The 22901-nt window shown below is 74.5% G+C and carries 18 protein-coding genes and 2 pseudogenes; 7 read left to right on the top strand and 13 right to left on the bottom strand.

The annotated features are described in order from the left end of the window. Position 1 precedes the first annotated feature (1 nt). Positions 2–1360 carry a bifunctional o-acetylhomoserine/o-acetylserine sulfhydrylase gene (locus VSR01_RS01035; RefSeq protein ID WP_326447400.1) on the bottom strand — a complete coding sequence of 453 codons (1359 nt, stop codon included), beginning with the start codon at positions 1358–1360 and terminating at the stop codon, positions 2–4. A 663-nt stretch (positions 1361–2023) separates the two neighbouring features. Between VSR01_RS01035 and VSR01_RS01030 the strand changes: the two genes are divergently transcribed. Beyond that, a complete protein-coding gene (locus VSR01_RS01030) occupies positions 2024–2257 on the top strand; it encodes a DUF6296 family protein (RefSeq protein WP_326447399.1) in 234 nt (77 codons plus the stop codon). A gap of 88 nt (positions 2258–2345) precedes the next feature. On the opposite strand, the gene nhaA is transcribed toward VSR01_RS01030, so the two are convergent. Continuing rightward, a complete protein-coding gene (gene nhaA, locus VSR01_RS01025) occupies positions 2346–4238 on the bottom strand; it encodes a Na+/H+ antiporter NhaA (RefSeq protein ID WP_326447398.1) in 1893 nt (630 codons plus the stop codon). A gap of 312 nt (positions 4239–4550) precedes the next feature. On the opposite strand from nhaA, the gene VSR01_RS01020 reads away from it, so the two are divergent. Next, on the top strand, positions 4551–4808 hold the full coding sequence (locus VSR01_RS01020; RefSeq protein WP_326447397.1) for a hypothetical protein: 258 nt from the start codon (positions 4551–4553) through the stop codon (positions 4806–4808). A gap of 34 nt (positions 4809–4842) precedes the next feature. Next, positions 4843–6066: an SPFH domain-containing protein gene (locus VSR01_RS01015; protein WP_326447396.1), complete on the top strand. Its 1224-nt coding sequence runs from the start codon at positions 4843–4845 to the stop codon at positions 6064–6066. Positions 6067–6163: 97 nt separating this feature from the next. Here VSR01_RS01015 and paaK read toward each other — a convergent pair. Continuing rightward, a pseudogene (gene paaK, locus VSR01_RS01010) lies at positions 6164–7497 on the bottom strand (phenylacetate--CoA ligase PaaK). Positions 7498–7780: 283 nt separating this feature from the next. Here paaK and VSR01_RS01005 point away from each other — a divergent pair. Together VSR01_RS01005 and VSR01_RS01000 are read left to right on the top strand one after the other, a co-directional pair. Next, the gene (locus VSR01_RS01005; RefSeq protein WP_326447395.1) at positions 7781–9151 is read left to right on the top strand and encodes an NAD(P)/FAD-dependent oxidoreductase; all 1371 of its coding nucleotides are present in this window, start codon (positions 7781–7783) and stop codon (positions 9149–9151) included. A 94-nt stretch (positions 9152–9245) separates the two neighbouring features. Continuing rightward, positions 9246–9962, top strand: coding sequence for a ribonuclease H family protein (locus VSR01_RS01000; protein ID WP_326447394.1), 717 nt, complete (start codon positions 9246–9248; stop codon positions 9960–9962). 16 nt (positions 9963–9978) lie between these two features. On the opposite strand, the pseudogene VSR01_RS00995 reads toward VSR01_RS01000, so the two are convergent. Beyond that, positions 9979–11012: pseudogene (locus VSR01_RS00995) on the bottom strand (PP2C family protein-serine/threonine phosphatase). 315 nt (positions 11013–11327) lie between these two features. Between VSR01_RS00995 and VSR01_RS00990 the strand changes: the two are divergent. Further along, the gene (locus VSR01_RS00990) at positions 11328–11732 is read left to right on the top strand and encodes a rodlin (protein ID WP_326447393.1); all 405 of its coding nucleotides are present in this window, start codon (positions 11328–11330) and stop codon (positions 11730–11732) included. Positions 11733–11812: 80 nt separating this feature from the next. Here the strand turns inward: VSR01_RS00990 and VSR01_RS00985 are convergent, their stop codons facing one another. The 6 genes from VSR01_RS00985 to VSR01_RS00960 all read right to left on the bottom strand — a co-directional run bounded on the left by VSR01_RS00985 (position 11813) and on the right by VSR01_RS00960 (position 18759). Continuing rightward, the gene (locus tag VSR01_RS00985) at positions 11813–12151 is read right to left on the bottom strand and encodes a DUF6126 family protein (protein ID WP_326447392.1); all 339 of its coding nucleotides are present in this window, start codon (positions 12149–12151) and stop codon (positions 11813–11815) included. After that, entirely contained in the window at positions 12148–12798 is a 651-nt protein-coding gene (locus tag VSR01_RS00980; protein ID WP_326453439.1) for a helix-turn-helix domain-containing protein, read from the bottom strand. The genes VSR01_RS00985 and VSR01_RS00980 overlap by 4 nt, the downstream gene beginning before the upstream one ends. Before the next feature lie 310 nt (positions 12799–13108). Next, the gene (locus VSR01_RS00975) at positions 13109–14425 is read right to left on the bottom strand and encodes a cation:proton antiporter (RefSeq protein ID WP_326447391.1); all 1317 of its coding nucleotides are present in this window, start codon (positions 14423–14425) and stop codon (positions 13109–13111) included. A 106-nt stretch (positions 14426–14531) separates the two neighbouring features. After that, the gene (locus VSR01_RS00970) at positions 14532–16004 is read right to left on the bottom strand and encodes a cytochrome P450 (protein WP_326447390.1); all 1473 of its coding nucleotides are present in this window, start codon (positions 16002–16004) and stop codon (positions 14532–14534) included. Next, complete coding sequence (locus tag VSR01_RS00965) at positions 16004–17119, bottom strand: alpha-hydroxy acid oxidase (RefSeq protein ID WP_326447389.1); 1116 nt, start codon at positions 17117–17119, stop codon at positions 16004–16006. Before VSR01_RS00965 ends, VSR01_RS00970 begins: the two co-directional genes overlap by 1 nt. Then, positions 17116–18759: an NAD(P)-binding domain-containing protein gene (locus tag VSR01_RS00960; RefSeq protein ID WP_326447388.1), complete on the bottom strand. Its 1644-nt coding sequence runs from the start codon at positions 18757–18759 to the stop codon at positions 17116–17118. Before VSR01_RS00960 ends, VSR01_RS00965 begins: the two co-directional genes overlap by 4 nt. Positions 18760–19015: 256 nt before the next feature. On the opposite strand from VSR01_RS00960, the gene VSR01_RS00955 reads away from it, so the two are divergent. Next, positions 19016–20554 (top strand): class I adenylate-forming enzyme family protein, encoded by a 1539-nt coding sequence (locus VSR01_RS00955; RefSeq protein WP_326447387.1) that lies wholly within the window; start codon positions 19016–19018, stop codon positions 20552–20554. A gap of 68 nt (positions 20555–20622) precedes the next feature. On the opposite strand, the gene VSR01_RS00950 is transcribed toward VSR01_RS00955, so the two are convergent. From VSR01_RS00950 to VSR01_RS00940, 3 genes are all read right to left on the bottom strand, one after another. Further along, complete coding sequence (locus VSR01_RS00950; RefSeq protein WP_326447386.1) at positions 20623–21552, bottom strand: DUF4232 domain-containing protein; 930 nt, start codon at positions 21550–21552, stop codon at positions 20623–20625. After that, positions 21536–22024 carry an RNA polymerase sigma factor gene (locus tag VSR01_RS00945; RefSeq protein WP_442785627.1) on the bottom strand — a complete coding sequence of 163 codons (489 nt, stop codon included), beginning with the start codon at positions 22022–22024 and terminating at the stop codon, positions 21536–21538. The genes VSR01_RS00950 and VSR01_RS00945 overlap by 17 nt, the downstream gene beginning before the upstream one ends. 158 nt (positions 22025–22182) lie before the next feature. Next, positions 22183–22794, bottom strand: coding sequence for a class F sortase (locus VSR01_RS00940; protein ID WP_442785626.1), 612 nt, complete (start codon positions 22792–22794; stop codon positions 22183–22185). Positions 22795–22901: the final 107 nt, after the last annotated feature.

The raw sequence follows: 22901 nt of genomic DNA, 5'->3' as shown, positions 1-22901 counted from the left end.
GTCAGGCGGCGCCCTTCGCGGCCCGGAACCCGGCCTCCAGATCGGCGGTGAGGTCGGCGAGGTTCTCGATGCCGACCGACAGCCGCACCAGGCCCGGCGAGGCGCCGGTGGCCGCCAACTGCGCCTCGTCCAACTGGCTGTGCGTGGTCGAGGCCGGGTGGATGATCAGGCTGCGGACGTCGCCGATGTTCGCCAGGTGACTGAACAGCCGCACGCCGTCCACGAACCGCCGGCCCGCGTCCGCGCCGTCGCGCAGCTCGAAGGACAGCACCGCGCCCGCGCCCCGCGGCAGATAGGTCCGCGCCGCCTCGTACCACGGGCTCGACGGCAGCCCGGGGTAGTGCACGGCCGCCACCTCGTCGCGCGCCTGGAGCCACTCGGCCAGCGCCTGCGCGTTCGCCGAGTGCCGCTCCAGCCGCAGCGACAGCGTCTCGACGCCCTGGAGCAGCAGAAAGGCCGAGTGCGGCGACAGGGCGGGTCCGAGGTCGCGCAGCAGCTGCACGCGCAGCTTGACGGCGAACGCGCCCGGGCCCAGCGCCGGCCAGTACTGCAGCCCGTGGTAGCTCGGGTCCGGCTCGGTGAAGTCCGGGAACCGCTCGGCGTTCGCCCCGAAGTCGAAGGTGCCCGCGTCGACCACGACGCCCGCGATGGCCGTGCCGTGCCCGCCGAGGAACTTCGTCGCCGAGTGCACCACGATGTCCGCGCCGTGCTCGACCGGACGCAGCAGGAACGGCGTGGGGACGGTGTTGTCCACGATCAGCGGCACCCCGGCCGCGTGCGCCGCGTCGGCGACCGCCCGCACGTCGAGCACGTTGCCGCGCGGGTTGCCCAGCGTCTCGGCGAAGAACGCCTTGGTCCGCGGCCGCACCGCCGCCCGCCACGCCGCCACGTCGTCCGGGTCCTCGACGAACGTCACGTCGATGCCGAACTTCGGCAGGGTGTGGCGGAACAGGTTGTACGTGCCGCCGTACAGCGACGCGCTGGACACGATGTGGTCGCCGGCCTTGGCCAGGGTGAGGATCGCCAGCGTCTCGGCGGCCTGCCCCGAGGCCAGCGCCACCGCCGCGACGCCGCCCTCCAGCGCGGCGATCCGCTGCTCGAAGACGTCCTGCGTGGGGTTGTGGATGCGCGTGTAGATGTTGCCGGGCTCGGCCAGCGAGAAGAGGTCCGCGGCGTGCCGGGTGTCCCGGAAGACGAACGACGTGGTCTGGTAGATGGGCACCGCGCGCGCCCCGGTCGTCGGATCGGGCTCCGCCCCGGCGTGCACCTGCCGGGTCTCGAACGACCACGCGGGCAGGTCGTCCGCGGGCGGCTCCTCGGGCGTGTGGCCCCCGGTGACGGCGTCGATGGGCTGGGTCATGGCTCTCCCTGAACTGGCGTGCGGTGTACGGGTGGTGGGCGTACCGGTGTGCGGGTTCCGGCATGCGGGTGTACGCGGGTGTACCTGGGGGCGGGCGAACGGCCGGCGCGCACGGCCCCCGTGCACACGGCCGGGCTCGACGCGGGACGCCGGGAGGCGGCGTGAGCGCAGCCGTGCGGGAACCGAGGGGCGCGCCGCTCCGGCGCGCGGGCGCGCGGGACGTCAGCGCGCCGAGGGACAGCCCGTGCCCGTGACGCGCCCGAAGTCCACGTGGCGGCGCCTGACGAGCGGGGTCATGAGGCCATCGAAGCACGGGCGCGGCGGCGTGTCCGCTGTCGCGCGGGCCGCCGCGGAAGATGTCACACGCCGTTGACAATCAGCCGGGTGCCCGCCGCCCGGCGCGTCCGCGGCCCGCGCCCGCAGCCCCGTCCCCGCTCTTCGCCCACGGCGCCCCACCGGCCGGCGGACCTTTCGCGCCGTCCCGGGTCTGCCACCTTCCGCTGCGCCCGGTTACTCTGTGTGCTCCCACCCCGCTGCCGCCCTTGTGCGCAGCGGCCTCCGGCCCACGGGGAGGCGCCCGTCGCCCGGTCGGGGGAGAATCGTAGGAGCCCAGCGAGACAGGCGCCGCGGCCCGTGGCCCCGCCGCCTGGTCGGGAGGCGATCATGGATTATCCGGAACGGTACGAACTCGTCTTTCAGGAGCCCGCCTCGGACGCGGACGACAGCGTCGTCGTCCACCGCACCGGAACCTCCGGAGCAGGCGGCAACCCCGTGTACGAGGACGAGACCGGCATCGTCAGGGCCGAGATCAGCGCGGACGGCGAGGTCCGCATGATGGCCAGCGGCGGGCACCAGGCCCCCGCGGAGCCGCGGTCGGTGCGGTCGCTGCACTCGTGAGGCGACCGCCGCGACGAGGCGGCGGCGCCGAACGGCGGGCCGGACGCAGCAGCGCCCGGCCCGTCCGGCGTGTCCGCGCCGCCCGCGGTCAGCGCGGCCCGTCCACCAGAAGCGCCCGGTCCCGCGCCGCCATGACCGCCGCCGACAGCCCCTCGATGTCGTACGCGCCGTGGTGGCGGCGGCCGTTGACGAAGAACGTCGGCGTGCCCGAGACCCCGCTGAGGTCCGCGGAGTCCACGTCCCGCGCGACCCGGGCCTTGCCCCTGCGCGACTTCAGGGCCTCCTTGAAGTCCTCCACGTCCAAGCCGAGTTCGGCGGCGTACCGCAGCAGGTCCTTGACCTTCAGCTCGTCCTGGCGGTCCATCAGCAGGTCGTGCATCTCCCAGAACCGCCCCTGCGCCGCCGCGGCCTCCGCCGCCTCTGCGGCGAACTGCGCGTGCGGGTGCACATCGGTCAGCGGCAGGTGCCGCCACACGTACCGCACGTCCCCGAAGTCGGCCAGCAGTTCGCGCACCACGCTCTCCGCCTGCCCGCAGAACGGGCACTCGAAGTCGCCGTACTCCACCACCGTCACCGGCGCGTCCAGCGGCCCGCGCACGTGGTCGCGGCCGGGGTCGACCGGCTCGGCCAGGTCCACCACCGACTGCGCGGTGCCCAGCAGGGCGCGGGCCCTGCGCGGTTCCGGCAGCCGTTCGGCGACCAGGGCCACCACCGTGGTCACCAGCATCGCCAGCACCACCGCGCTGAGCACGCCGATCTTCGCCTGGTCCAGCTCCCTGCCGTCGAAGGCCAGCGTCGCGATCAGCAGCGACACCGTGAAGCCGATCCCGGCGATGGTGCCGCCGCCCAGCACCGCCGCCCAGCCCACCGGCGGTCGCAGCCGGCCGCCGCTGAACCGGGTGGCCAGCGCCGAGGCCCCCACGATGCCCAGCGGCTTGCCGACGCCGTAGCCGAGCAGGATGCCGAGCGTGATCGGCGAGGTGAAGGCGTCGGCCAGCAGGGCGCCGTCGATGTGGATGCCCGCGTTGGCCAGCGCGAACAGCGGCACGATCACATAGCTGCTCCAGGGGTGCCACAGCCGCTGCAGCCGGTCGTTGGGGGACAGCGCGGAGGCGATACCCATCCGCGCCTCCCGCTCCAGGTCCGCGGTCGGCTGCTCGCGGAAGGACCGGAACAGCCCGGTCGCCCGCTCCAGCGCGTCCCGCGAGGCCGGGTACGCGTACGACATCAGCCCCAGCACCAGGCCCACCACCAGCGGGTCCACCCCCGAGTGCACGAACGCCACCCACGCGGCGATCCCCAGCGCCGCGTACACCAGACCCCGGCGCACCCCGAGGGTGCGCACCACGCCCGCCACCGCCAGGAACCCGATGCCGACCAGCAGCGGCGTCCACGAGATGTGCTCGCTGTAGGCCACCGCGATCACCGCGAGCGCCACGAAGTCGTCGACGACCGCGACCGTCAGGATGAAGGTGTGCAGCCGCGGCGGGAACCGCGAGCCGAGCAGCGCCAGCATGCCCAGCGCGAAGGCGGTGTCCGTGGACATCGCGGTGCCCCAGCCGTGCGCGGAGGGCCGGCCGGCGTTCACCGCCAGGTACAGCGCCACCGGGACCACCATCCCGCTGACACCCGCGAGCAGCGGCAGCGGGATGCGACGGCGGTCGCGCAGCTCGCCCAGGTCGAACTCGCGCCGCGCCTCCAGCCCCACCACCAGGAAGAACAGCGTCATCAGCCCGCTGTTCACCCACTCGTTCAAGGTCAGGTCCACACCGTGCCCGCCGAGCACCACCGACAGGTGGGTGCGCCACACCGAGCGGTAGCCGCCCGGCGCCGCGTTCACCCACACCAGAGCGGCCACCGTGGCGGCCAGCAGCACCGCGGCGCTGCCGGTCTCGGTGCGGATGTACGCCCACGCCGCCGCCGCGGTCGTGCGCTCCCGCTCGCCGCGCTCCGCCAAGGGCGCCGTCAGGCCCCGGAACATCCCGCCTCCCACCGCTGCCGCCGCCTGCCCGGTGGCAGGCGTCTCCGCCTGACCACACCCTGGCACGACCGCACCCCGCTCGGCACGCCGGACCTGCGCACACCCTCCCGCGCGGGCGTCGGCCGCAGTCCGCCCGAGCCGGTGGAACCGCGGCGGCACGGCACGCGTATTCGTCAGCGACGGCCGACCACCGGGGAGAGGTTCCGGGTGGGAGGATGGTCACGGCCGGAGACGACCAGCACCGAAGCACGGAAGACCACCGCTGGACGAGCGGCGCGACGGGAACGAACGGGACAAGGGGGGCGGCCGCTGATGGCGCGGGACGAGGCCGTGGTCGGCTGCACCGGAGAACTGCTGATCGGCACCCGCGGCCCGGAGGGGCCCGGCGAGGTGCTGGTCCGCGTCAGGGGCGGCAGCGAGGCCTTCCTCGCGTGGTCCGACGAGCCGCTCGCGCGAGGCGCCACCGTGCTGGTGGTGGACTCCCGCGGCTCCCGCCAGGTCGACGTGATCGCCTGGGACGACCCCCTGGAGTCCCCGCTGGATCCCCCGCTCGACTCCCCGGCCGGCTGAGCCCGCGCTACCCGCGCACAGAAGGAGACGAAGGATGTTCGGTTACCGCGTTCCCGCACCCGATGAGGCGATGCTGATCTCGGGCGGTCGACGAGGGCTGGGGGGCGCGCCGTTCCGCGTCGTCACCGGGCACGGCAAGTTCGTGCTGCCGGTGTTCCGCAAGACCCGCTTCCTCACCCTCGCCATGTGCGAGGCGGAGGTGTCCGAGAAGTGCGTGACCCGGCAGGGCATCGCGCTCACGGTCAAGGCGGTCATCGCGTTCAAGGTCGGCAACGACCACGAGAGCATCGTCAACGCCGGGCAGCGGTTCCTGTCCGACCAGGACCAGATGGCCATCCTGACCGGCCGGATCTTCGCCGGCCACCTGCGGTCCATCATCGGCTCGATGACGGTCGAGGAGATCGTCACCGAGCGGCAGAAGCTCGCCACCGAGGTGCTGGAGACCTCCAAGTCCGAGATGGCGAAGATCGGCCTGACGGTGGACTCGCTGCAGATCCAGTCCATCGACGACGGCGACACCGGCTACATCGACGCGATGTCCGCGCCGCACAAGGCCGCCATCCAGCGGCAGGCGCAGATCGCCCAGGCGCAGGCCACCCAGGCCTCGGTGGAGGCGCAGCAGGCCGCGGCCCGCAACCAGGCCGAGTACGCCCGGCAGACCGCCATCGTGCAGGCCGAGTACAACGCGGAGGTGGACCGGGCGCAGGCGCAGGCCGCCCAGGCCGGCCCGCTCGCCCAGGCGAACGCCCAGCGCGAGGTGCTCGCCGCGCAGACGGAGCTGGCTCTGCGCGCCGCCGAGCTGCGCCAGCAGCAGCTCGTCGCGGAGATCGTCAAGCCGGCCGAGGCCGAGGCCGAGCGCATCCGGGTGCTGGCGGTCGCCGAGGCCGAGCGGATGCGCATCCAGGCCGCCGCGGCGGCCTCGCACGACCGGGTCGCGCTGGAGCGGATGCTCATCGACCAGCTGCCGCAGATCGTGAAGGAGGCGTCCGCGGGCCTGGCCGGGGCCAACGTGAACGTGCTCAACGGCGCGGACGGCCTCAGCGAGATCGCCGCCGGCCTGGTCAGCCAGGGCCTGACGATCCTGGACTCGGTGCGCAAGAACCTCAACGGCGAGGACGGCCGGGGCGACGCCACGGGCTCCTCGGCCGCGGTCGCGCTGCGCGGCATCGTCACCGGTGAGCGGCGCGGCGGCGCACGGAACGGCGAGGGAGGCGCGGGCAAGGGCGGGCCCGCGGACGGTCCGGTCGACATCGACTGAGCCGGAGTCGGGGTCGGAGCCGGATTCGGAGCCTTCGGTTTCGAAGCCTCCGGATTCGGGTCGGACCGGCCCGGACGCGGTGACCGAGCGGCCCGGGTCAGTCCCTGGGCCGCAGGTCTTTCACCCGCTGGATCTTGCCCACCGACCGCTCAAGGGTCTCCGGGTCGACCACCGTGACCTGCGCGCGCACGCCGATGTCGTCCTTGATCCCCCGCGCGATCGCCGCCGCCGCGGCCTCCCGCTCCGCGGCCCCCGCGCCGGCCCTCGCTTCCGCCGACACCGCCATGTGGTCCAGCCGCTCGCGCCGGGTCAGCTCGATCCGGAAGTGCGGCGCCACCCCGGGGTGCGCAGCACGATCTCCTCGATCTGGCTCGGGAAGACGTTGACCCCGCGCAGGACGATCATGTCGTCGCAGCGGCCGGTGACCTTCTCCATCCGCCGGAAGGCCGGCCGCGCGGTCCCCGGCAGCAGCCGGGTCAGGTCCCGGGTGCGGTAGCGGATCACCGGCAGCGCCTCCTTCGTCAGCGAGGTCAGCACCAGCTCGCCGCCCTCGCCCTGCGCCATCACCTCGTCGGTGACCGGGTCCACCACCTCGGGCAGGAAGTGGTCCTCCCAGACGTGCAGGCCGTCCTTGGTCTCCACGCACTCCTGCGCGACGCCCGGGCCGATCACCTCGGACAGCCCGTAGATGTCCACCGCGTCGATGCCGAAGCGCTCCTCGATCTCGGCCCGCATCCCCTCGGTCCACGGCTCGGCGCCGAAGATCCCGACCCGCAGCGAGGTCGCCCGCGGATCGGCCCCCTGGCGCTCGAACTCGTCCAGCAGCGTCAGCATGTAGGACGGCGTCACCATGATGATGTCGGGCTCGAAGTCCTGGATGATCCGCACCTGCCGCGCGGTCATGCCGCCGGACGCCGGGATCACCGTCCAGCCGGCCCGCTCCGCGCCGTAGTGCGCGCCGAGCCCGCCGGTGAACAGGCCGTAGCCGTAGGCGACATGAACCTTGTCGCCGGGCCGGCTGCTGGCCGCCCTGATCGAACGCGCCACCACGTCCGCCCACATGGACAGGTCCCGCTCGGTGTAGCCGACCACCGTCGGCCGGCCGGTGGTGCCGCTGGAGGCGTGCAGCCGCCGCACCTGCGCCATCGGCACCGCGAACATCCCGTACGGGTACGCGTCGCGCAGGTCCGCCTTCGTGGTGAACGGGAAGCGGGCCAGATCCGCCAGGCTCCGGCAGTCCTCGGGCCGCACCCCGGCGGCGTCGAACTTCCGCCGGTAGACCTCCACATGGTCGTACGCGTGCCGCAACGTGGCGCGCAGCCGCCGCAGTTGCAGGGCCCGCAGCTCCTCGCCGCCCAGCCGCTCCGCATCGTCCAGCAGCTCGTACGGGACGGGTCCGCCCGCCGGGACCCGCGTCGATCCGCCGCCCATGCCGCTCTCCTTCGCGCCGCCTGGCCCCCGAGCCCGACCGAGCGTTCGGTCCGATCCCAGGTCACCACATCAGCCCGTGCCGCCGCTGTCAAGGACGGCGGCGCCCGGCCGCAGCGCCGCCGCGGCCCTGCCGTCCCGGCTCCCGCCCTCCTCCCGTCCTCGCCTGCCGCACCCGGCTGGCAGCCCCCGGGAAGCCGGGGTAGGACAGGAAGTGCGAGACCGCGCGCCGTGGGCAGGGGAGCAGGGGACGGACCCCCTGGCCCCCGGAGAAGGGACGGACATCGTGGCACGACCGAAGATCCTCGTGGTGGGCGCCGGATTCGCGGGGGTGGGCTGCGTCAGGCGGCTGGAGCGCACACTCGCTCCCGACGAGGCCGACCTGTGCCTGGTCACCCCCTTCTCCTACCAGCTCTACCTGCCGCTGCTGCCGCAGGTGGCCTCCGGCATCCTCACCCCGCAGTCCGTGGCGGTGTCGCTGCGGCGCAGCCAGCGGTTCCGCACCCGGATCATCCCCGGCGGCGCGATCGGCGTGGACGCCAAGGCCAAGGTGTGCGTGATCCGCAAGATCACCGGCGACATCGTCTACGAGCGCTACGACCGCATCGTGCTCGCGCCCGGCAGCATCACCCGCACCTTCGACATCCCCGGCCTCGCGGAGCACGCGCGCGGCATGAAGACCCTCGCCGAGGCCGCGTTCATCCGCGACCACGTCATCTCGCAGCTCGACCTCGCCGACGCCAGCCAGGACGAGGCCGAGCGCGTCTCCCGGCTGCAGTTCGTGGTGGTCGGCGGCGGCTACGCCGGCACCGAGACCGCCGCCTGCCTGCAGCGCCTGACTACGAACGCGATCAAGCGCTACCCGCGGCTGGACCCCGGGCTCATCAAGTGGCACCTGATCGACATCGCGCCCAAGCTGATGCCGGAACTGGGCGAGAAGCTGGGACGCAGCGCCCAGAAGATCCTCGCCGACCGCGGTGTGGAGATCTCGCTCGGCGTCTCGATCGCCAAGGCCGGGCCGCAGGAGGTCACCTTCACCGACGGCCGGGTGGTCCCCACCCGCACGCTGATCTGGACCGCGGGCGTGGTGGCCAGCCCCCTGGTCGCCACGCTGGAGGCGGAGACCGTCAAGGGCCGCCTGGCCGTCGGCGCCGACATGGCCGTCCCCGGCGCGGACGGCGTCTTCGCCCTCGGCGACGCGGCGGCCGTGCCCGACCTCGCCAAGGGTGAGGACGGCGCCTTCTGCCCGCCGACCGCCCAGCACGCCATGCGCCAGGGCCGCACGGTGGCCGACAACGTCCTCGCCTCCCTGCGCGGGCAGCCGCTGACGCCCTACAAGCACAAGGACCTCGGCCTGGTCGTCGACCTCGGCGGCAAGGACGCGGTCTCCAAACCGCTCGGCGTCGAACTGCGCGGCCTGCCCGCCCAGGCGGTCGCCCGCGGCTACCACTGGTCGGCGCTGCGCACCAATGTCGCCAAGACCCGGGTGCTCACCAACTGGCTGCTCAACGCGGTCGCCGGCGACGACTTCGTGCGCACCGGCTTCCTGGCCCGCACGCCCTCCTCGCTGCGCGACTTCGAGTACACCGACGCCTATCTCAGCCCCGAGCAGGTCCGCGAGCACACCGCCTCGCTGTCCGCGGCGCGCGCCGACTGATCCCGGCGGTCGCGGTCCCGGCGCCGCGCCCCCCCGTGTGCTGCCGCGCGCCGCCGGCGGAGGGGCGGCGGCACACGGCGGCGCGCGCCCTGGCATGATCGGTGCCGTGGTCGAGCACATCATCGCCGCGTGCGACGGGGCATCCAAGGGCAATCCGGGACCGGCCGGCTGGGGCTGGGTCATCGCCGACGAGCGGGGCGAGCCCGCCAGGTGGGAAGCGGGCCCGCTGGGCACCGCCACCAACAACGTCGCCGAACTCACCGCCCTGGAACGGCTGCTGAGCACCGTCGACCCGGCGGCCGTGCTGGAGATCCGGATGGACTCGCAGTACGCGATGAAGGCCGTCACCACCTGGCTGCCCGGCTGGAAGCGCAAGGGCTGGAAGACCGCGGCCGGCAAGCCGGTGGCCAACCAGGGCCTGGTGGTGCGCATCGACGAACTGCTGGCCGGCCGCACGGTGGAGTTCCGCTACGTGCCCGCGCACCAGGTCGACGGCGACCGGCTCAACGACTTCGCCGACCGCGCGGCCAGCCAGGCCGCGCTCACCCAGCAGCCGGCCGGCAGCGGCCACGGATCGCCGCCGCCCCCCGCGTCCCCCGACGCCGTGCGCACGTCGTCCCCGGGCCGCGCCGCGCGCTCCGGCGGCGGCTCCGCCCGGACCGCGGCGGGCTCCGGCGGAGACACGGCCGGCGGGCCCGCGCGCACGCTCAAGGCGAAGTTCCCCGGCCGCTGCCGTTGCGGACGCTCGTACGCCGCGGGCGAGCCAATCGCCAAGAACGCCGACGGCTGGGGCCACCCCGACTGCCGCTGACCCCGGCGGCCCCGGCTCAGCCCCCGTCCGCCGCCCCGGCGTCCGGGGCGGGATCGCCGGCGTAGCGCAGCAGCAGCATCGCCGCGTCGTCGTGCAGCGGCCCCCGGGTGTGCCGGATCAGGTCCTCGCGCAGCGCCTCCAGGGCGCTCTGCGGGTCCGCGTCGGACAGCAGCCCGGCCCGGCCGCCCAGCGGGTAGAAGGTGCCGCCGGCGTCCCTGGCCTCGGTGACGCCGTCGGTGTACAGCAGGAGCTGGTCGCCCGGCCGGAAGTCCACCGCGAAGGGCTCGGCCGGACCGCCCTGCGGGACCCCCAGGCCCAGCGGCAGCGCGTAGTCCGGCGGCTCGGGGAAGACGACCTCCCCGTCCGGGCGCACCAGCATCGGCGGCGGATGCCCGAAGTTCAGCAGCAGCGTGCGGCCCAGGGGACTGATCTCCGCGAGCACCGCGGTCACGAACTTCTCCCCGCTCACCGTGCGGTCCGCCGCGCGCTGCACCCGTTCGCCGACGCCCTCCAGCGTCTTCTCGTCGTGCGCCGCCTCGCGGAACGCGCCGAGCACCACCGCGGCGGTCTCCACCGCCTCCAGGCCCTTCCCCTGCACGTCCCCGATGATCACCCGCACGCCGGCGGGGACGCCACCACCTCGTACAGGTCCCCGCCGATCCGCGCCTCGGCGACCGCCGAGGTGTACGAGACGGCGGTCCGCAGGTGGCCGGCCTCCAGCGGGACCGGGCGCAGCAGCACCCGCTGCGCCACCTCGGCGATCGACCGGACGTTCGCCAGCTCCGCCTCACGGCGCTGCCGGGTCACGGCCGCGATCATGCCGGCCACGGTCACGCCCACCACCGCGCCCACCGCGGCGAAGCCGCGCCGGTGCTCGAACATCCCGTCCACCACGCCGAGCGCGCACACCACCGCGACGGCGAGGGCGCCGATCACCGCCGTTCGCACCCAGGTGCCGACCAGGCCCGCGAAGGCAGGGCCCAGCGACACCAGGGGCAGCAGGCCGACGCTCGCCCCGAGCACCCCGTCGACGATCGCGACGACCGCCATCACCGCGTAGGGCAGCACCGTCAGCGGCAGCGGAACCGTGCGGTCCCGCACCACCCCCGGTGCGGCGACCGGGAAGGGACGGCTGCCGCCCCTGCTTCGTCGCAGCACGGTGACCTCTCCTTCCCCCGCCCAGGCAGGACCGCGGCAACCGCTTACTCCGTAACACCTTACGTACCGTCACCGTGCCGCGGCCACCGGTACGGGACATGCCGACGATCGGGTGAATCCGGCGGGGCGCGGACATGGAATCGATAGGTTGCTGCCGGTTTCACAGATTTCGCGGATTTCGCGGACTCGTCATCGACAAGGAGACATATGCGTACCCGTAGTGCTTTCGCCGCGTGCGGCCTGGCCGCCGCCGTGATCGCCGGCGGCGCCGGCACCGCCTCGGCGATCGGCGACGCCCAGGACGCCACCACGGTCAACGGCAACGGTGCCTCGTCGGCGTACGGCAACACCGTGACCGGCGGCAACCTGAGCCCGCAGGTCGGCCTGGTGCAGGGTTCGCTGAACAAGCTGTGCCTCGGCGTGCCGGCCAAGGCGAACGTCGGCTCGCTGGTCGGCGTCGTCCCGATCACCGTCCAGGACATCAACGTGCTGGCCTCGCCGCAGAACCAGCAGTGCGCGGAGAACTCCACCCAGGCCAAGGGCGACGAGCCGCTCTCGCACATCGCCGACGACATCCCGATCCTGTCGGGCAACGGCGCGGCCAACCACTGAGCACGGCCCGCCGGGCACGCAGGCGCCCGCCCCCGCGCAGTTCCGCGGGAGCGGGCGCCTGCGTCGTGCGGGCCCGGGCCTCAGCCCTTGCCGACCACCGCGAACAGCAGCCACAGGTAGAAGGCGAGCAGGTGGGCCACGGCCACATAGGTCAGCACCCGCAGCGTCACCCCGCGCTCCTTGCGCCGCTCGGTGCCGTTGGTGGTGGGCCGCACCCGCGGCACCGCGCGCGCCGCCGGCTCCGCCGCGGCCGCGTCCGCGACCGGCCCCGCGTCCGCGACCGGCCCCGCGTCCGCGACCGGCCCCGCGTCCGCGACCGGCCCCGCGTCCGCGACCGGCCCCGCGGCCCCGGCGGGCCCCGCCGCCTCCCGCGCGTCACCGGTGTCCGCGGTCGCGGTCGCCGTCCCGTTCGTCGTCATCGCCGCCCTCCTCGTTCCTCTCGCGTGCCCGTGTCCCGCCTGCCCGGGCCGTGCGGGTGTCCGCCCGGGCCCTGACCGGGTGCGCCCGGCGGGGCGCCGACGCACAGCGCCGACGTCTCGCTCTGCATCAGCGTGTGGACGAACAGCAGGTCGACGCCGCCGGGCCCGGCCGCGGCCAGCCGGTGCGGCACCAGGGAGTCGAAGTGCGCCGAGTCCCCCGGGGCCAGCCGGTGGGTGCGGTCGCCGAGGGACAGCTCCAGCTCGCCCCCGGTGACGTACAGCCACTCCTCGCCCGGGTGCACGCGCACCAGCGCCCGCTGGATGCCGGCCGGCACGTGCACCCGCAGCGCCTGCATCGCCCGCCCGGTGCCGCCGGCCCGCCAGTACGTCCAGCCGCCCGCCGGCACCGCGGCCATCCGGTCGCCGCGCACCACCGGCTCGGGCTCGGAGGCGGTCTCCCCGAGCAGGTCGGAGACCGTGGTCCCGTAGAGCCGGGCGAGCCCCAGCAGCACCGGCAGCGAGGGCTGCCGCAGCCCGGACTCCAGCCGGGACAGGTGGGCCGGGGACAGCTCCAGCCGGCGCGCCGCGCCCTCCAGCGTCAGCCCGCTGCTCCGCCGCCGCTCGCGCAGCCGGGGAGCCAGCACCAGATCCCCGCCCGCGTCCGCGCCCGCGGCCGGGCCCGCGTCCGCGCCCGCGGCCGGGCCCGCGTCCGCGCCCGCGGCCGGGCCCGGGTCCGTACGGCCCTTCGCCACAGCGGCGCCGTCCGTGGCGGCGTCCGTGGCGGCGTCCCCGGTATCCTCGGGTGCGGCGGGCATCGCGTCTCTGACGTCCATGGGCCCCATGGAAGCAGCGCCCGTGCCTCACGGGCAAAAAACTTGCCTCAGAGGCAAAGTCCGGGAGGCGTGTCCCTGGTGGACCGGACCGCCCCGGGGAGGGCCCTGGGCCGCGCCGCGGGCGTCACGCCGGCGCCTCGCCCGCGACCGGCCGCACGCCGCGGACCTCTTCCTCCTCCTGTTCCGCGGGGCCGGCCGTACCGCCGTCCTCGACCGGGACCCCGCCGTCCAGCCGGTCCCAGAGCTTGAGCAGCGGCGTGGCCATCGTGGTGGTGACGACCGCGACGATCACGAGCACGGTGAACATGGACGACGAGATGATGCCCTCGGCCAGGCCGACGTTGATGGCGATGAGCTGCATCAGCCCCCGCGCGTTCATCAGGGTGCCGATGCGCAGGGCCACCGGACCCGACTGGCCGGTGGCGCGCGCCGCGGCCCAGCAGGCCCCCAGCTTGCCCCCGATCGCCCCGGCGGTGCAGGCCAGCGCGAACAGCAGCAGCGCCGGGTCCGACAGCAGCGAGATGTCGGTGTTCAGGCCCGAGTAGGTGAAGAACAGCGGCAGCAGCAGCGCCCGGCTCAGCGGCGCGGTCGCCTCGATGGCACGGTCCACCCGCGCGGACCGCGGGAAGGCGGCGCCCAGACTGAAGGCGCCGAAGACGGCGTACAGCCCGATCCTGTCGGTGTACCAGGCGGCCAGGCACAGGACGAGCAGGACGGCCAGGACGAGCTGCTCCTGGGAGAGGCGGTGGGCGGCCCGCAGCAGGGGGTCGCGCAGCTTGACCAGCGCCACGAGCACCGCCACCAGGCCCGCCGCGCCCGCCGCGGCCAGTACGAAGGTGTCCGCCGTCCCCCGTGACAGGCTGACGACGCCGGCGAGCATGATCCACGCGACCACGTCGTCCAGGGCGCCCGCCGCCAGCGAGATGGTGCCGAAGGACGTCCCGGTCAGTCCGTTCTCGGTGATGATCCTCGCCAGCATCGGGAAGGCCGTGATCGCCAGGCTGACCCCGACGAACAACACCGTGACGTGCAGCGGGACGCCGGGCGGCGAGGCGTGGACCGACCCGTTCATGGCCCAGGCGATGGCGACGCCGAAGACCAGCGGTGTGGCGCTGCCCGCCGCCGAGATCATCGCCGCCGGCTTGGCCACCGCCTTGATCCGGTCCAGCCGGAAGTCGTACCCGGCCTGGAACATGAAGAGCGTCAGCCCCAGCTGGCCCGTGACGTACAGCACGGGCCGCAGCTCGGTCGGGAAGAGGTGGTGCTCCACCGAGGGCAGCAGCAGGCCGAGCACCGAGGGGCCGAGCAGCACCCCGGCGATCATCTCCGCCACGACGGGCGGCTGTCCGAGTCTGCGCAGCGTCAGTGCGGCTGCCCGGCAGACCAGCAGGATCACGACAACGGCGAAGAGGAACGTCGTACCGAGCTGTGTGGCGGTCATGGCGCTACGGCCTTTCGGCGGGAGGCGCCGGGGCGCCGTGTGCACGGCGCCCCGGCGCTGTGGGGGTGGGGAGAGTGAGGAGGCGGGCGGGGCCGATCGTCGCCGGTCAACCGTGGGGGTACGGGCAACCGCCGGAGGCGCCGGGCGGCCGGCCGTCGGCCGCCGCGCCCGGGGCCGCCGCGGGCCGCGGGCGCCCCGCGGCCCGAGCGGCCGCCGCGTCCTGCTGCGCGAAGTACCTCTGCGTCAGCCGCAGGCGCCGGGCGTCGCGCACCATCCAGGTGCCCAGGACGAGTTGCAGCACGCTGCGTCCCAGGTCCTCCCAGCGGTCGCGCAGCCGCATGAAGCCCAGCACGGCGATGAGCCGGTGCCGCGGCAGCGGCCGGTCGCGGGCCACCAGCAGGCAGGGCGCCCGGTGCGGGATGGAGCGGGTGTGCGAGACCGAGGAGTGCAAAGTGAAGCGCCGCAGCATCTCACGGGTGACCGCCCGCATGACCAGCGGCGCGAGCCGCCAGGCCGGGCAGGGGCGGTTCGCCGCGATGCCGAACGGGATGTGGTGCGCGTCGCGCATCGACACGCGGTCCCAGCGCCCGGGGTCGAAGACCTCCGGGTTCTCGTGGCCGGAGGCGTGGTAGGCCGGGTAGTCGAAGCACAGCACGGTGCCGGCGGGGTAGGCGACGCCGTCGCCGAGGTCGATGTCGGCGGTGGTGATGCGGTGCGCGATGCCGAACAGCGGGTACATCCGCAGCGTCTCGTTCATCACGTTGCCCAGGTCGTGGTCGTCCTCGGGGCGCGCGGCCAGTCTGCGCTGCACGTCCTGCTCGGTCGCCAGCACCAGCAGCAGGTGCGCCATCGCCTCGGACATCTGCACCACGGCGGTGTTGAAGAACGCCCCCTGGAGGTAGTGCGCCCGCTCCAGCGGGCTCGCCAGCTCCGCCGGCAGCGCGTGCGGCAGGTCCCCCGCCGCCAGCCGGCGCAGCAGGTAGCGGGTCAGCCGCCGCCTCCTGGCCATGTGGCGCAGCCGGGTGTTCTTCAGCGAGTCGACGACGTCGGCCGCGTTGCCGGTGATCAGCTCCCGCACCCCGGGCGGGCAGGGCTCGTGGAAGACGAGTTCGTGGAAGAACTCCGCCCACACCGGCATCATCAGGTCCCGCAGCCGCACCAGCGTGACGTCGCCCGGCACGAGCTCGTCCAGCACGGCGGCGGCGCATCGGGTCGCCGCCGCGCTCAGCCGCGCGCTGCTCCCGGCGAGGATCGCGGTGGTGGTCCGGGCGACCGCGTCGTAGCGCGGTCCCGGCTCCAGGTGCTCCTGGTGCACCTCGGGGCCGGGGGACAGCCAGTACCAGAACAGGTCGGACAGGCCCGCGCCGCGGCTGCGGCCGTTCGCCGCCGGATGCCCGTACAGCTCCTCGAACCGGTCGGGGCCGACCTGCTCGTTGGGCACGATGACGCCCTCGGGGCCGTTCACCCGGGCGAAGACCTTCACCCGCAGGGCTACGACGGCGCTGGGCAGCCAGTAGGGCGCGGACAGCGCCAGCGCGACCCCCGCCACCGGACCGAGCGCACCCGGGGTCCGCCGCATCACGACTCCTCCTCCCGCCAGGGCCCACCGGACCGGACCGCCGGGCCCGGGCCGCGCCGCACCACCTGGTCGCGCGTCACCGCCGAGCAGTCGGCGGCGCCGCACAGGGTGAGCACATGGGCGGTCTCCTCGCGCAGCTCCTCCAGCACGCGCCGCACCCCGCTCTCGCCCTCGGCGGCCAGTCCCCACAGCGCGGGCCGGCCGATCCCGACCGCGCGGGCGCCCAGCGCCAGCGCGGCCACCACGTCGGCGCCGCCGCGCACCCCGCCGTCGAGCAGGACCGGGACGCGGCCGGCGACGGCGTCGGCGACCGCGGGCAGGGCGTCCACGGTCGCCGGCGCGGCGTCGAGCTGCCGGCCGCCGTGGTTGGACACCATCACCGCGGCCAGCCCCTCGTCGGCCGCACGCCGCGCGTCCGCGGGGTGCAGTACCCCCTTGAGCACCAGCGGCAGCGGCGTGGCGTCGCGCAGCCGGCGCAGATCGTCCCAGGACAGCGCGGGCGACATCGCGATGTCACGGACCGCGTCCGGCGGCCCGCCCGGCAGGCCGCGCATGTTCTCCGCGGCGAGCCAGGGCGGCAGGTCGTGGAACCCGTTGCGGTCGTCGCGGGTCCTGCGGCCGAAGACCGGCGAGTCGGCGGTGACCACCAGGGCCGAGCAGCCGGCCCGGCGCGCCCGCTCGGCGAGCGCGCCGGTGACCTCGGCGTCGGGCTGCAGATACAGCTGGAACCACACCGCGGCGTCCTCGCGCACCGAGCGGGCCGCGGCGGTCACCTCGGCGACCGGCGTGGTCGCCGCCATCGAGGTGATGAGCACGGTCCCGGCCGCCGCGGCGGCTCGGGCGGTGGCCGACTCGCCGTCCGGATGGGCGAGCCGGTGGAAGGCGGTGGGGGAGAGCAGCACCGGCGTCGACAGGTCGGCGCCGAGCAGCCGGACCCGGGTGTCGGCGGGTCCCGAGCCGGTCAGCACCCGGGGCAGCAGGGCCAGCCGCCGGAACGCCCGCTCGTTGTCGGCGAGCGCGGTCTCCTCGCCCGCTCCGCCCTCGAAGAAGTCGCGGTGCACCGGGTCGAGGCGGACGCCCGCCTTGTCCCGCAGCTCCCGCAGCACGCCGGTCACGGCCTGCCCGTGGCGGTGGGCTCCGCCGGGGGCTGCGGCGCGGCGAGGTGCCCGGCCAGGAACCGGACCAGCGGCGTACGGTGCACCTCCTCGCTGTCCCACTCGTTCTCGAGGTTCTCGGTGATGTGGTGCTCGGCGAGGGGCTTGCCGTCCTGGAACAGCCGGACCACCGGGTGCAGGTAGCGCCCGTCCAGCCCGCTGGTGTCGGCCTGGTGGACGCGGGAGACCGAGATGTCGAAGGGGTTGACCTTGTCGTGGTCGGCGCCGTACTCGAGTGTGACGGCCAGGTACCGCTCGACCGGGCCGAACGCCCCGTTCTCCACCGCGGGGTGGAGATGGTCGACCGGCACCTCCTCGTGGTAGCGCGCCGTCCCGTCGCCGGGGAGCACGACCGCGTCCGACAGGAAGCCGAAGAGCTGCCACAGCGCCGAGGTGCGGTTGACCCGGGCGAGCACCTCGTCGGCCACCGCCTCGGGGGTCGCCGCCAGGTCGCGCCCGGGCCAGGGCGCGTGCTCGTAGCGCTGCTCCAGGATGCGGTGCAGTGCGCGCACGCCGTACCGGAAACCGTGGATGAACCCGCTGGTGGACTTCTTGAAGTCCCTGACCTGCGTGATCGTGCCGGCGAAGTACAGATCGGGCACGTTCACCGACTCCCAGGCGTCGGTCTGCGCGGGGAAGCGGTCCTTGATCGTCAGCTCCGGCCGGCAGTCCTCGTCGAACACCGACGCGTCGAAACGGAATCCGGTGGCCAGGACGACCCGGTCGTAGGGTATTTCCTTGACCACTTCGGCGACCCGGGAGAACTTGACCGCCACGCGGTATTCCCCGGCTTCCCCGTCGGCGCCCTCCGACCTGGTGATCCGCAGGATCTCCCCGTCCAGCAGGGCGTTCTGGGATTTGAGCTGGTAGGTGTCGAGAAAGTTGTTGTTGACGGCCCTGAGATGGCCCACGAAATGCGTCTGCCAGGCCAGTCGCAAGCTTCCGGGGCCGGCCACGTGAATGACCGCGGCGGTTTCGATGAGATTGTCCGCGGTCTCGAAAGCGGAATTCCCGCGGCCGATGATCAGCACCCGCTTGTCGGTGAACTCCTCGGGGTCCACGGACACCTCGCTGTACGGCTCCGCGAGTTCCGCGCCCTCGATCGGGGGGATGTAGGGGCGGGTGACGCCGGTGGCCATGATGATCCGCCGGGCCCGCAGCACGTCGCCCCGCTCGTCCTCGGCGAGGAAGTCGCCCCGCCCCGTGCCGTCCGGGGCCTCACGGCTGATGCGGGTGACGCGGGTGTTGTAGCGGACCCGCAGTCCGTGCGCCGCGGCGAAGTCGCCCAGGTACCGGACCATGTCGTCGGCCGGCGGGAAATACCGGGGGCTGTAGGAGGTGAACAGGGGCGCGTACTCCTCGGACAGCAGGGAGTTCCAGTCCACCCGCATGCGCAGCTCCGGGTCGTCCCAGCCGGTGTGCACCTTGTTGCTGGAAATGAGGGTTCGGTGCCTGGGGAAACGGGTGAAGAACGTGCCCGGCGCCTCGCCCGCCTCGACCACCTGATAATCACGTCCGGCGCGTTCGAGGAAATAGGCGGCCTGCAGTCCCGCCGGCCCCGCTCCGATCACAAGGTAGTCGACCCGCTGTTCCCCTGACATATGTGGCCTCCTGCTCCTGATTAGGATGCGCCACACCATAGTTGAGAGTTAAAGGAGACATCCAGAAGCAGCAGGTGTGATCCATATCACACTGGCTCGGAGGATTGGCCGGGGGTCGATCCGGATAAATTCGGCCGCGCGGTCCGCCTGCCGTCGCCGGGTGATATTTCGGGTCGAACGGCGGTTGAACGCTGCTTTTGAGCTTCCTGTGCGGCCGAAAGACAACCCGGCGCTGCCGGAACGTATCGGAGGGCATATGAACAATCCGGTGAGCAATCCGGGCGAATCGGTGTTCCCCCAGTCCGTCATCGACGCCTTCAGCCGCGATCCGGCGGCTCCCGCCTTCGAGTTCCGGTCACGGCAGGTGTCCCGCGGCGAGGTGCTGGAGCAGATCCGCCGGTGCGTCGCGCACCTGCGCGGACGCGGCCTGGGCCCCGGAGGCTCGGTCGCCCTGACGACCGCCGTGACCCCGGGCGCCTTCGCCGCCCAGATCGCCGCCCACCTGCTGGGATGCCGCGTCACGGGACTGCGCCCCGGCCTGACCCCCGGCCAGCTCGCGCACGTGCTGTCCCAGGGGGTGGACGCCGTCGTCGCCGACGCCTCCACCCGCGGCGCCGAGCTGCTCGCCGCCGCCGGACCGGTGCCCGTCCTCGACCTCGACCAGGACCTCCTCGCCACCGAGCCCGACCGCTCGCCGGACGCGCTCGTTCCGCGCGGGCGTCCCGACGACGCCGCGCTCGTCACCCTCACCAGCGGCAGCACCGGCAACCCCAAGGGCTGCGCCATGCCCTACCGCGCCTTCGCGGGCCACTGGTCCTGGCAGCCCGCCGGCTGGAGCCCGGTGGTGCGCGAACTCGCCGAGCGCTACCGCAGGTTCCTCGTCTTCGGCACGCTCACCAGCGCGGTGATGCTCGAACACGTCGGCCTGGCCCTGCTCGGCGGGGGCACGGCGATCATCCCCGACGCGCCCCTCGTCTTCCCGCAGGTGTTCGAGAAGCACCGGATCACCGCGTGCCTGTGCACCGTCCCCCGGCTGTACCAGATCCTCGACGCGCTGCGCACCGAGGACGTCGACACCTCCAGCCTGCGCGCCCTGCTCGTGGCCGGCTCGCCGCTGCCGCCGCACCGCCTGGCCGAGGCCGTCGAACGCCTCGGCCACGCCGTCCACCAGGGCTACGGCCAGACCGAGACCGGCATGCTGGCGCTGCTCACGCCCGGGGACCTGGCCGAGCACGGCGCGTCGGTGCTGGACTCCGTCGGCCGGCCGCTGCCCGGCGTCGACGTGGAGCTGCGCGACCCGCACGGCGGCCCGGCCGCCTCCGGCGCGGCGGGCGAAATCTGGGTGCGGACCGCCGGAGCCATGGCCGGCGACTGGCGCGACCCCGCGGAGACCGCCGAGGTGGTGCGGGACGGCTGGATCAGGACCCGCGACCTCGGCACGCTCGGCGAGGACGGCTTCCTGCGCCTGATCGGCCGCTCCCGCGAGGTCGTGTTCGTCAACGCGATCCTGCACTACGCGGGCGCCATCGAGGCGGCACTGGCCGCCCACCCCGACGTCGACCAGGCATTCGTCGTCGCCGCGCCCGACGAGGAGACCGGCGAGGCCGCGCACGCCTTCATCGTGCCGATGCCCGGGCGGACCGGACCGTCCGCCGACGTCCTGCGCGACGCCGTGCGCGCGCGGTTGGGCGAGGGCGCCGTCCCCGCGACGGTCACCGTCCTGGACGCGGTCCCGGTGGCGCCCAGCGGCAAACCCGACAAGAAGGCGCTGCTCTCCCGGGTCACGGGGGGCTGAGCGCCCCCGCGGCGGGGAGGCGCGCGCCGCGTCGCGCGGCGCCTCCCCGCGTCACCGGGGGCGGGACGTCACGACGGCGGGTTGCCCGTCGTGCCCGCGGTGAACGGCGTGACCGTGAACAGCCTGTCGCAGACGGTGATCTCGCCCGGGATGGTCAGCGACGCGGTGTTGCCCGGCGGGTAGATCCGCAGTCGCACCGACGGCGTCTGGCAGCCGCCCTGCTGGTTGGCCGTGTGCACGGTGTCGCTCGCGGAGCCGCCCGGCGCCAGCACCACCTCCTGGTGCGCCCGCTCGTCGCGGGTGGCGGGCACGCCGATCTGCTTTCCGCTGCCGTCGAGCAGCGACAGGCCGGGGTAGCCGTTGACATGGCAGGAGGCCGATCCGTGGTTGGTCAGCACCAGATACCGGTACAGGTTGCCCGCGCCCGCGTCACCGCCGCCCAGCTCCGCGGTGAGCTGGGACGTGGCGCACATGGGGGTGGCGCCCGGCGCGGAGGGCGTCGTCGGCGCGCCGGAGGGGCCTGCGCTGGGGGCGCCGGCAGGCGCGGTCGCGGTCCTGGAATCGCTGGGCTCGGCGCTCGGCCGCTGGGTGGGGGTCCCGCCCCGCGACGGCGTGGGCTCGGCCGGCCGCGTGGTCGGTCCCGTCACGGCGGGGGAGGGGGAGGTCGTCGTGGCGCTGCTGGCCGGCGGCCCCACCACCTCGTCGCCGCCGCCGTCGGTCAGCGAACCGACGAGGTACAGCGCGCCCGCCAGCACCGCGACCGCGGCGCCGCCGCCGACCGCCGCCCTGGCCCGCCGCCGCCGCTTCGCCCGGCGCCGGATGCGGTCGAAGGACCCGGGGGGAGCGGCGAGGAACTCCGGGTCCGGGCGCAGCAGCACCTCGACCGGGTCCGGCCCGCCGCCGTCGAGCCGACCGCTCAGATCCCCGTCCCCGTGGCCGCCGTCAGGCCCGTGCTCGTCGGGGCGGTCCTCCCCCGGGCGCTCAGGAAATCCGGTCATGGCGTCCCCCGAGTTCGGCGCGCAGCAGTTCGCGTGCCGCGTGCAGATCGGCCTTGACGGTGCCCTCCTTGCGTCCCAGCAGCGCTGCCACCTCCCGGACCGGCAGGTCGGCGTAGTAGTAGAGCAGCGCCGGGTTGCGCAGGCGCTCGGGCAGCGACTGCACGAGCATCCGCACCGAGGGGTCGGTCTGGTCGGGCTGCTGCTTCAACGCTTCCTCCGTGGTGACCCGGCGCATCGCCCGGCGTTCACGCTCCAGTTTGCGCCAGTGGTCGCGGACCAGGTTCGCGGCGGTCACGTAGAGGAAGCCGCTGGGCTCCTCGACCCTGGTCCAGCGCGCCCACAGCCGGGTGAACGCCTCCGCGGCGATCTCGTGCGCGGTCCCCTCGTCGTCGACGAGCCGGCGCACCCAGCCGGCCAGCCGCGGGTACAGGGCCGCGAACAGCTCGGAGGCCGCGCGCTCTTGAGACCGGATGACCGCTCTCCTCACTCGTGTCGCTCGTGTCGCTCGTGTCGGGCCCGCGGCGGCGGGTCCGGCCGCGAGAGCCGTCCCGCCGGGACCCGCCGCCGGCCCCGCGCCCGGTACGGCGCCCGGTGCCGCGCCGGACGCCCGTACGGCGATCGGCTCGGCGCTCACGAGCCGGCGACCAGCGAGGCGTAGACGATCACATTGTCCGGGTAGCCGCCGCCCCCGCTGATCCGGGTGCCGCCGCATGTGATGAGACGCAGCGCGGGGTGGTCGACGTTCCCGTACACGCGCTGGGTGGGGAAGGCCGACTTGGCGACCGTCTCCACCGAGTCCACCGCGAACACCGCGGTCGAGCCGTCCTTGCGCGTCACCGTCACCCGGTCGCCCTTGCGCACACGGTCCAGGCGCAGGAACACGCCGTCGCCGTACGCCCCCACCGTCACATGGCCGAGGAGCACCGCGGGTCCGGTCTGCCCCGGCGTCGGCGAGCCGTCGTACCAGCCGGCGGGGGCGTGCGCGGCGATCGGCGGCACCTCCACCTCGCCGTCCGATGTCAGGCCGAGCGGCATCACCGAGGTGTCGACGCCGATCGAGGGGATGCGCAGCCGCGAGGGCTCCGAGCGGGCCATCGGCCGCGCCGAGGCCGAGGGCCCCGAGCCCGCGGCGGCGGTCGCTCCGCCCGGCCCGGAGGCGCCGGTCGCCGCCGGGGTCGCCGAGCCGCCGTCGGAGGGCGTCCGCGCGGGCGCGGTGGACCCGCACGCGCACGCCACGAGCAGCAGCGCGGTCGCGCCGGCGCCCGCGAGCGCGGCCCGCAGGGCGCGCCCGCGCGGTGGCCCGGACCGACCCGGTGCACACGCCGGAGCCGGCGCCGGTGCGGGCGCCG

Source organism: Actinacidiphila sp. DG2A-62 (assembly GCF_035825295.1).
GTDB lineage: Bacteria > Actinomycetota > Actinomycetes > Streptomycetales > Streptomycetaceae > Actinacidiphila.
This window is presented reverse-complemented; position numbering and strand designations above follow the sequence as displayed.

Excerpts from the sequence above, each read along its gene's own strand:
- VSR01_RS01035 (WP_326447400.1), bottom strand. The coding sequence starts at position 1,360 with ATGACCCAGCCCATCGACGCCGTCACCGGGGGCCACACGCCCGAGGAG.
- VSR01_RS01030 (WP_326447399.1), top strand. The coding sequence starts at position 2,024 with ATGGATTATCCGGAACGGTACGAACTCGTCTTTCAGGAGCCCGCCTCG.
- nhaA (WP_326447398.1), bottom strand. The coding sequence starts at position 4,238 with ATGTTCCGGGGCCTGACGGCGCCCTTGGCGGAGCGCGGCGAGCGGGAG.
- VSR01_RS01020 (WP_326447397.1), top strand. The coding sequence starts at position 4,551 with ATGGCGCGGGACGAGGCCGTGGTCGGCTGCACCGGAGAACTGCTGATC.
- VSR01_RS01015 (WP_326447396.1), top strand. The coding sequence starts at position 4,843 with ATGTTCGGTTACCGCGTTCCCGCACCCGATGAGGCGATGCTGATCTCG.
- VSR01_RS01000 (WP_326447394.1), top strand. The coding sequence starts at position 9,246 with ATGATCGGTGCCGTGGTCGAGCACATCATCGCCGCGTGCGACGGGGCA.
- VSR01_RS00990 (WP_326447393.1), top strand. The coding sequence starts at position 11,328 with ATGCGTACCCGTAGTGCTTTCGCCGCGTGCGGCCTGGCCGCCGCCGTG.
- VSR01_RS00985 (WP_326447392.1), bottom strand. The coding sequence starts at position 12,151 with ATGACGACGAACGGGACGGCGACCGCGACCGCGGACACCGGTGACGCG.
- VSR01_RS00975 (WP_326447391.1), bottom strand. The coding sequence starts at position 14,425 with ATGACCGCCACACAGCTCGGTACGACGTTCCTCTTCGCCGTTGTCGTG.
- VSR01_RS00970 (WP_326447390.1), bottom strand. The coding sequence starts at position 16,004 with ATGCGGCGGACCCCGGGTGCGCTCGGTCCGGTGGCGGGGGTCGCGCTG.
- VSR01_RS00960 (WP_326447388.1), bottom strand. The coding sequence starts at position 18,759 with ATGTCAGGGGAACAGCGGGTCGACTACCTTGTGATCGGAGCGGGGCCG.
- VSR01_RS00955 (WP_326447387.1), top strand. The coding sequence starts at position 19,016 with ATGAACAATCCGGTGAGCAATCCGGGCGAATCGGTGTTCCCCCAGTCC.
- VSR01_RS00950 (WP_326447386.1), bottom strand. The coding sequence starts at position 21,552 with ATGACCGGATTTCCTGAGCGCCCGGGGGAGGACCGCCCCGACGAGCAC.